The organism is Cupriavidus sp. D39 (genome assembly GCF_026627925.1).
GTDB lineage: Bacteria > Pseudomonadota > Gammaproteobacteria > Burkholderiales > Burkholderiaceae > Cupriavidus > Cupriavidus ulmosensis.
Genome location: NZ_JAPNLE010000005.1, coordinates 96,418 through 104,190, shown reverse-complemented (window position 1 = coordinate 104,190; position 7,773 = coordinate 96,418). Strand labels below are relative to the sequence as shown.

Annotated in this window: 8 protein-coding genes; 3 read left to right on the top strand and 5 right to left on the bottom strand. The window is 60.3% G+C overall.

Annotated elements, in window-relative coordinates:
* The 3 genes from OMK73_RS04065 to OMK73_RS04055 form a co-directional block, all read left to right on the top strand.
* On the top strand, window positions 1–257 hold a 257-nt coding region (locus OMK73_RS04065; protein WP_420715454.1), incomplete at its 5' end, for a hypothetical protein.
* A gap of 56 nt (window positions 258–313) precedes the next feature.
* The gene (locus tag OMK73_RS04060) at window positions 314–886 is read left to right on the top strand and encodes a hypothetical protein (RefSeq protein WP_267600895.1); all 573 of its coding nucleotides are present in this window, start codon (window positions 314–316) and stop codon (window positions 884–886) included.
* On the top strand, window positions 871–1,257 hold the full coding sequence (locus OMK73_RS04055) for a KfrB domain-containing protein (RefSeq protein ID WP_267600894.1): 387 nt from the start codon (window positions 871–873) through the stop codon (window positions 1,255–1,257). Before OMK73_RS04060 ends, OMK73_RS04055 begins: the two co-directional genes overlap by 16 nt.
* Before the next feature lie 867 nt (window positions 1,258–2,124).
* Here the strand turns inward: OMK73_RS04055 and OMK73_RS04050 are convergent.
* The 5 genes from OMK73_RS04050 to OMK73_RS04030 form a co-directional block, all read right to left on the bottom strand.
* Window positions 2,125–3,198, bottom strand: coding sequence for a hypothetical protein (locus OMK73_RS04050; protein WP_267600893.1), 1,074 nt, complete (start codon window positions 3,196–3,198; stop codon window positions 2,125–2,127).
* A gap of 247 nt (window positions 3,199–3,445) precedes the next feature.
* Window positions 3,446–3,772, bottom strand: coding sequence for a hypothetical protein (locus OMK73_RS04045; protein WP_267600891.1), 327 nt, complete (start codon window positions 3,770–3,772; stop codon window positions 3,446–3,448).
* Window positions 3,773–4,430: 658 nt separating this feature from the next.
* The gene (locus OMK73_RS04040) at window positions 4,431–4,940 is read right to left on the bottom strand and encodes a hypothetical protein (RefSeq protein ID WP_267600889.1); all 510 of its coding nucleotides are present in this window, start codon (window positions 4,938–4,940) and stop codon (window positions 4,431–4,433) included.
* A 458-nt stretch (window positions 4,941–5,398) separates the two neighbouring features.
* Window positions 5,399–5,872, bottom strand: coding sequence for a DUF5677 domain-containing protein (locus OMK73_RS04035; protein WP_267600888.1), 474 nt, complete (start codon window positions 5,870–5,872; stop codon window positions 5,399–5,401).
* A 155-nt stretch (window positions 5,873–6,027) separates the two neighbouring features.
* Window positions 6,028–7,743: a phage integrase family protein gene (locus tag OMK73_RS04030; RefSeq protein ID WP_267600887.1), complete on the bottom strand. Its 1,716-nt coding sequence runs from the start codon at window positions 7,741–7,743 to the stop codon at window positions 6,028–6,030.
* Window positions 7,744–7,773 lie beyond the last annotated feature (30 nt).

Sequence of the window (7,773 nt, the reverse complement as noted above, 5' to 3'; positions counted from 1 at the left end):
TTCGGTTCCTAAAGCGCGCGGAGCTCGAGGCGAGGTTCGGCCAGTTTGAACCAGCCGGCGACCAAGCGCGGACGCCGGCGCCAGAGCGGACCTACAAGCGAGATCCTGAGAAGCGGTTGCAGCGGCGCCTGGAGAGGAAGGCTCTTCGCGACGACCTTCGAGCCAGGTTTGCCGCCGAGCAAGTCCGTGCGAAAGAAATGCGGGCTCGCGCCACGCTGGCTCTTGCCCCCTGTACGCTGAGGACAAGCGGCGGCTAGTCGAGCTCGAAGCGCGTTACAAAGCCGGGCGGAAGGAGATTCAGGGAAGCCGAACATTGAACCAGCCACAGAAGCAGCAGGCTTACATGCTGCTGAAGATGACAACGGAGCGGACGCGCGCCCAATTGAAGGAATCCATTAAACGAGAGCGGGAGCAGAGGCGCGCCCTCCTCCCCGCCTTACCTAGTTGGCGGGCGTGGGTGGAGAATCTGGCGCAGCAGGGTGACGAGGCCGCCATCAGTGCTCTGCGCGGCATGGTGTACCAGGAGGGGCGTGATCGGCGAAAGGGCATAGTGGGCGATGCCCCTGCCGAAGGGCGTCCGGAAGACGAGCAGGAAGAGAACGCCATTCGTCCCGCCGAGCCACACCGGACTGACCCCCATGCACGGACGATCCAGAACCTCATTTGGAAGGTCTCCAACAACGGACGGGTGCTATACAGCTTCAACGATGGCGGCAAAGCATTTGACGATGAGGGCTCACGAGTCACCTATGGTCGGAGGGACGTGTCGGACGACGCATTGCTCATGTCTTTGCAGTACGCGGACACCAAATGGCCAGGGGCGTGCGCCTCACCGGCGGTGATGCCGAGTTCAAACGGCGGGCGGTACGCTTGGCTACGCAACTGAATATCCGGATAGCAAACCTCGAGCTGCAAGCTCTGCAGCGAAGCTATCGAGATGAGCTCTCAGCAGTAAGAAAGGTGCACGCTGTTGGCAAGCACGGCGAACGTCCGATAGTGGCCATTGAGGACGAAGTGCGTGCACTGGACAGCAACGCGAAGATTGCACACGTGAGCTCGCAAGCTGGGCGCTATAAAGGCAAGGTGGTGTTTCAGACGGCGACGCACATCGCGCAGGAGGTCGGTCGTCATGAATACGTCATTCACGACAAGACCGCCTTCCGTACCGTACCTGAGACCGGGGGCACCGTTACTGTGACCTACCGAGACGGCAAGGCCGGCATTTCGAGTAAGCCGACGCAAGGGCGCGGTCGTTAGGCAAAAAAAGGGCCGACGATCAGTCGGCCCTCTTGTTTGAGGTACGTCGGGGAGACTCAGGCGCGCGCGGCGCCGGCGCTATGCGCCACGTCGACCGACTTGAAGCAGACGACACGCAAGACAAGGAGCCCGCCCCCAGGCCAAGCAAGCTGCAGAGCAACTGCAGGCAAGACTGGGACAGGCTCGTTGTGGCCGTAAGCAACTGCCGCACTTCCCATGAGAGATTGAGCAGCATCCAGATGGTCGCAGCAACATAGAACACTGAGTGCAACGGCCTTCGCATCGCTTGTTCCATTGTCCGGCGCGGAGCCCGGATGAATAGCCCCAGCCAGCCTCCAACCAATATTGCGACCAGGTAGTGCACTGGCGAGAAGCGGTTTTGGGTTCGACAATGAAGTACACCGTCATGACGAGCACGAGGATGGCGGACGCTCGAAGCCCCTTCGACCAGTTGTCCACGAGTTTGCCAGCTTCCCGGAACACAAGTCCCAGTAGCTGGACGCCGCAAAATGCAATCAGGGTGTAGGCAAATCCTGAAACAAAGTGCTCCAACAAGGGAGGCGCGTCAGCGCTTCCGAGTGCTGCCGCCTCGGCGGCGCGCAGCGCCTGGACCCAGGAATAGTCAACACTACGATGAAACTGAGCAGCAATGCACATAAGCCCAATCGTGGTGGTCAGGAACGTCCACTGAATTGTGGTGAGCCAACGAAAATCTTTCTTCACTTTTTCTCCGTAGAGGTTAGCGGCGCCGACGGCAGCCATCCTAAGTAATGGACTTGGTTTTATCCATCTATAAAAAAACCCGGCCATTAGGCCGGGCGGGACAAAGACGCCAGGGCGGGTCAGGCCCAGCGCCGGAGAGGTGCGTTACAGGGACACGGCAGTGCGGATTGCGTCCAGAGCGCCGACGCTCAGGAACGCGCGCTTCGACTGGATGGCCACGTCCTTCGGGATGAAGAAGCCCGACTTCCAGCGCTCCGAACCGCTGCCGGCAACGATGGCCTTGCGCGCACCCGCCGCAAAGGCGCTGGCGGGAACGTAGGCGTTGAAGGATTCGTAGTGCGCTACGGTCGGGAACGACAGCAGATAGACCGTCTTGCCGTACAGCGTCTGGGTTTCCCATTTGCCGTCGGGCAGCGCCGTGGCGCCGGCACCGCACCCGGCGGCCTTGGCGTCAAAGACCTTCAGCACGCCCGACGCGGCAAGCTGGTATTGCACGCGTGCGCTGGCATCAGCACTGTCTTCGCAGAAGCTGCGCGTGAGCAGGTCCGCTTCGGATACCAGCAGCGGGTCGAGCTCGCCGAACATCGACGCGATGACTGTCGCCGTCGAGGGCGCGAACGAGGGATACGCTGCCTTTACGCCGGCGGGAAGCGCTGCGGCCACCATGGAGGCGGTCAGCGGTGCGCCCGCGGCATTGACGAGATAGTCCGTCACCTGGCCGCCGCCCACATCCTTGAGGTTGAGCTTCACCGACCAGGTGAAAGGAGCACTGGAGATGCTGCCGAACGAGACCGTTGCCACCTCGTCGGACGAGAAGGTCGCTTGGTAGCTGGTGGTGGCGTTGGTCCAGCCCGAGGATGCGAGTGCCCAGTATGCAGCCGTGTCGATCGTGTCGAAAGCGCTCGTGGGCGTGCTGTTGGCGCTGGGGCCGACGGCGACGGCGACGGCGGCGCGGATGTCGAAAACGTTGCTCGATGCCTTGGTCGCAGCTGTCTTGGAGATGCCCTTTTGCTCCACGCCGTTCACGATGTTGCCAAATCCGCTGGCCGTCAGGAGACCCGCTGCAAGCGTTGTCTCGCCCACAGTCACGGGAGCCGTCGGCGGAGGCGGCAAAGCTTGCTCCGGCGGCGCGGAATTGCCATCGCCACCTCCACCGCCGCACGCGGCGAGCACGAGCGTTGCCAGAAAGGCGGGCAGCATCGAACGGGTTGCTTTCATAAGTGGCTTCCTTTTGTATGATTTAAATAAAGTAGATATGCTCTCACGAAAACCCGCAGAGCGACAGTCCTCGCCTTCCCTTCCCTATTTCCAACGTTGGAAAGCTCTTAGCGCTGAACGTGTGATCATCATATGGTGCACATGTGCACCATGTCAAGGATGATCTGGGACTGGTCGCAAGGGCTTGGAGAAACGCATGCAACTGGCGCCGCCGGCGAATGCGCGGTCGGCGCCGCAATCAAACGGACTAGTTTGTCTTCTTGTATTCCACACTGCCATCGGTAAGGTTGCCCGATGCCTTGTCAATGGCAAGCGTGATATCGCCCATTCCCATAGACACTTTCAAAACACCGTTTGCGTAGGTAGCCGGAATATTCTTGGTCTCCGGCTTTCCGTCTATGAAACTCGGGCCCGTGTTGCGGACCATAAAGCTATCGCCGTTGCGCTCAATTTCAAGGAAGCGCTTTTCACTCTTTAAATTGACCCACTTGCCCAGGTATTCACTTCCGCTGTTGTTGCCGCATCCGGCAAGGACGCCGAGGATGATCAGGGCGCTTCCAAGTAGTCGCTTCATTCTTTCGCTATCTCCGTGTGATGACTGGTCGAGCTTCCAATTGCGTAGCATAGCGCAGGAGAGCTCTTCTTCGTTTTATCGGAAGCTTGGAGCGAAGCTTGATTGGAGGGGGTATGCGCCGGCGTGGATCAGCGGCAAGAATCGCCAGCGCTACCTGATTGCGGAATAGTTCGCGCAGGCTGTCCCTATCGCCCAAAGCGAGCTATTCGCTAGGCTGTGCTGGGACATGCTCCTCACCACTTCTTCATAAGGACTGCCAAGGGAATATTCTCTAAGCTGCTTTGGTCTAGACCGGCCTCCGGTGCGCAAGCGGGAGCCGGCCTGTTAGCCGCTACCAGGCCGCGCACTTGCCACCAGGTCCACCAGAGGTGCCCCACAGTAAGTATGCCTGCATGCTGGCTTCGGACCGCAGAGAGGCGTTCCATGGCGAAGTCCCTCTTCCCCATTCGCGCTGCCGATGCCAAGAATGCGTCAATCTCTTGGTCGCTGGCCGAGCGGAACTGCTGCTCGGCGAACAGAGCTGCGCAAGCCCAAAAGGCCACTTCCTGACGCCATCTGACAAAGCGATAGCCCGCAAACACGATGATGGCCGCGATAGCCGCGGCGAAGAGCGGACTCGTCAGTAGAATCGACGCGAGGGATTGAAATTGCATTGTGCTTAATCGCTGGAGGTGGACGCGTCTGCGAGAAACGAACTTCGCATCGCGCAGATCGACATAAAGAAGACCATAACGGCACCCAGCCACATCGCAGCGCCCGCCAGGACGCGAATAGCAGTCATGGATTCTGGTGAGGTGGCGCGCGCAACCAGCAGAGCCGCCGCACTCGCGATGACTGCGACAACCAGGTGCAGGCGATGCGCACGATAGACCTGGTGCTCGGTGCTAAGCTCGCTTCGATTCTCCACAACGCATAACACTAGGGCGGCTGCGGCTATGAGGAGAAATGCGAGGCCTACGTTCGTCCAATAGCTGAATGTCAGTGCGCGCATTATCCACTCCCAATGATCCCAGAGTCCACCAACGAGCAGAATCACCGAGGCGGAAGTGATGGCCGCGAAGCCGATGGTCTTGGCGGCTTCGGCCCATGACCTAGCTAAGCCATGTGTTGCGCCCATCTGCGAAGCGTGTTGCAACCCATGCGAGCGTGAAATAATTTTATGGTGCACAAGTGCACGTAGTCAACAACATTTGACCGTAGTAGAGTCATGACAATAGGAATACGGTTGGCCTACCTAGGCGGTTGTGCGGCTGCGGTAGGCGCGCCTTCTCGAATTCCCTCTACTGTTCGCACCGCATGGCAAGCTATTCCCACGGCTGGAATTGGGCGTACAACTGCTCGTAGGCAGTCCACAGTCGTGCGCCAGCGGCATTCGTATCAGGCGTTCGCACGCCGGTCCGGTCGCATGCATAGCACGCTAGGAGAATGCCGGCACACGCGCTCAATACTGCTCGGGGTGTGTAGCCTAGAATGGGCTGATATCTTGCCGTAGGGCGGCCACTTTCACCGTCGGTGATGTAGACATCCACTGCTGAAAGCGAGGGATGAGCAGCATGGTGGGACAGATGACGATAAAGCCCGTCATAGACTGCAAGCGCCTCTCCCCTCCTCGCGAACTCGCGCATGTCAATCGCTGAGAGCCCAGCGTTCTGAGTAACGAACTCCGTTAGTGTTTCTTTGAGCGGCGCAACGTTCGGATACTTGCTTGAGCTTGAGCAGTGCATTCGCGTGCTTTACGCGCGACGCGTTGTCGTGGCCGACTAACTCCCCTGGCGTCACGGCATCTTCGGCTATTGCGGCCAGGACGAAAAAGGTCTCGACAAGCCCTCGTGAAAGTACGAGGGACTCAACGGTCATGCCGCCTTCCGCGAGGTTCATAGCGGCTTGGTAATGCGACGTGCACCGAGCAAAAAATAGGCTGACGACCAATTGCCGCTTCGTCGTCGCGTCCGGCAAGAGGGCTGCCACTTTCATCGTGAGACGCGAACATTCGTCGGCGAATGCAAACAGCTCTTCGTACCTTTCACGTTGGCCAAGTCGAAGGCTAGCACCGCCGTCGCCAGCGAAACCCTCTTGCTCGAAAGCCCCGTTTGGGATCATGACTCACTCTCCTTCTGGTGTCACAACGATTTACTGTCAAAGGTTTTTGTTTCCACACTGCGCGAAGCGCTCTGTTTCAGCATGGCTATTGTCATCGAAACAGCATTTCCAACGTTGAAATTGAGTGCGGGACGCGCAGCCGGCGGTCGCTGCTCCTACTTGGTCCGGTAGAATTTCTCTACGTCGTGAAGCCTACGATCGCGGTCCGCCGTGCTGTACAGCGTCGTGGTTGCGATGGAGGCATGTCCTAGATACCCCTGCACGACATTGATGCCCATGCCGGCGGCGAGGCCGTGTGCGCCGAAGGCATGCCTGAATGCATGCGGATAAATCCGCGTCATTTCCGCGAGCAACTCCGGGCTTTCGCTGGTGATGTGTGATAGAAACCGGTCTGACGTTTCCTCGATCAGCTGGCGCAGGCCTCGTGCACTATAGCCCTGCCGACCCTCGGTAGCTTTGGCTCGAGCTCGTGGGGTATTAGGCACGACTAGCGGCGCAATCAAGTGATCATCGGATAGCGGGCTATCCGCGTTCGCTAGGTCTGCCCAGTGCTCTTCTAAGGCACCGCGGAGTCGCTGACTGATTGGCACGAAGCGCTCACGACCGCCCTTGCCCACGATGTTTAGTTCTCCCCAAACCGCTTGCAGCTTTCCGCCTTGGGACGTGTTAGCTAACGGGACGAGGTTCATCCGCACTGCTCCTGCAGCTTCGTCGCAGCGCATGCCCGTCTCACGAAGAAGAAGTACGGCAGCACGCAGTAGGCGACCGCGCGCGCTGGCGAAGGCCTCGGCATCTAACCATGAGCTCATCACCTCCCAGACAGGCATGGCGATGGCCTTCTCAACGTGCATAGAAGGCTTGGCCACGCGCTGTAGTGGCACGCCGGCCCAAGGATTTGCGGCGAGATAGCGCCGGTCCACGAGCCACGCGCAGAGTGAATTGAGCACCGTTTCGCTGAAGGCTCGGCTGCGAGGCGCCAACGGCCCCAGAAAAGGACGCCACGCCGGGTTATGCATCGATGTGCCGGCCACCTGGATCTCTCGTGCCGCGCGGGGCCCGCACCAGCGTGCTGCGGGCTGCGGATCGGCCAAGAAGGCGCGGTAGGCAATGCAGTCATCCGTGAGCGCGTCGGCGAAGGCTTTCCCCCGTTCAAGGATGACCCAGCCAAGGAATCTCTCTGCCTCTTTGCGATAGGCGCGATAGGTTTGCGATTCCGTAGGCCAAAGGGAAAGCCAGGTCTGGATTGCCTGGTAATCATCACGGGCGCCAATCATGCAGCGCTCGAGAGGCGCGCGATTCACGCCTTTGGACCCGTCGAGTTCGCGTGGCAATCGCATCGCCTCGAGGGGAAGTGCGGTACCACCATCCACGCGCAATTGAGCAGGTGCCAATGGCCCCGCCGGCGGTACGCCTGTGACATGGGCGCTAAGCGGCCCTAAACTTGCACTGTACCGCTCCAGCACTCTTACTATGCGCGCGGCTGCCAATGGCCCCACTCGCGGCACGCGCCGCCACCAGGCGCTTCCACGCTGATTGCACAGTGCAGTGAGTTCCCCGAGGGTACGGATGCTGGCCGCCTGCAGGCGGCGAGCCAATGGGGCGGCGAGCCACAGGCCGACCCCATGCTCGGGCCGCGGTGCAGGCGTCGAGAGGTTCTCAAGCTCTCGGACAGCCTCAATAGCGCGGTCCATGCCCTTTCCTGAGCGCCCAGGCAGACTTGCAGCCTCCGCGAGGTCGTCCCTGCCATGCTGACGTGCGCGTTGTACCAGGGCGTCCCGGAGGGTATGCAGCAGAGCGAGCGCTGCGCGCGGCTCGAGCACGTCGTCCGGATCGGTAGCCAGCCAGCGGCCCGCGATGAATTCGACCGGCATGCCCTGCAGCCAGGCCCGCAGGGCGGCGTA

Excerpts from the sequence above, each read along its gene's own strand:
- OMK73_RS04050 (WP_267600893.1), bottom strand. The coding sequence starts at position 3,198 with ATGAAAGCAACCCGTTCGATGCTGCCCGCCTTTCTGGCAACGCTCGTG.
- OMK73_RS04045 (WP_267600891.1), bottom strand. The coding sequence starts at position 3,772 with ATGAAGCGACTACTTGGAAGCGCCCTGATCATCCTCGGCGTCCTTGCC.
- OMK73_RS04035 (WP_267600888.1), bottom strand. The coding sequence starts at position 5,872 with ATGATCCCAAACGGGGCTTTCGAGCAAGAGGGTTTCGCTGGCGACGGC.
- OMK73_RS04030 (WP_267600887.1), bottom strand. The coding sequence starts at position 7,743 with ATGCCGGTCGAATTCATCGCGGGCCGCTGGCTGGCTACCGATCCGGAC.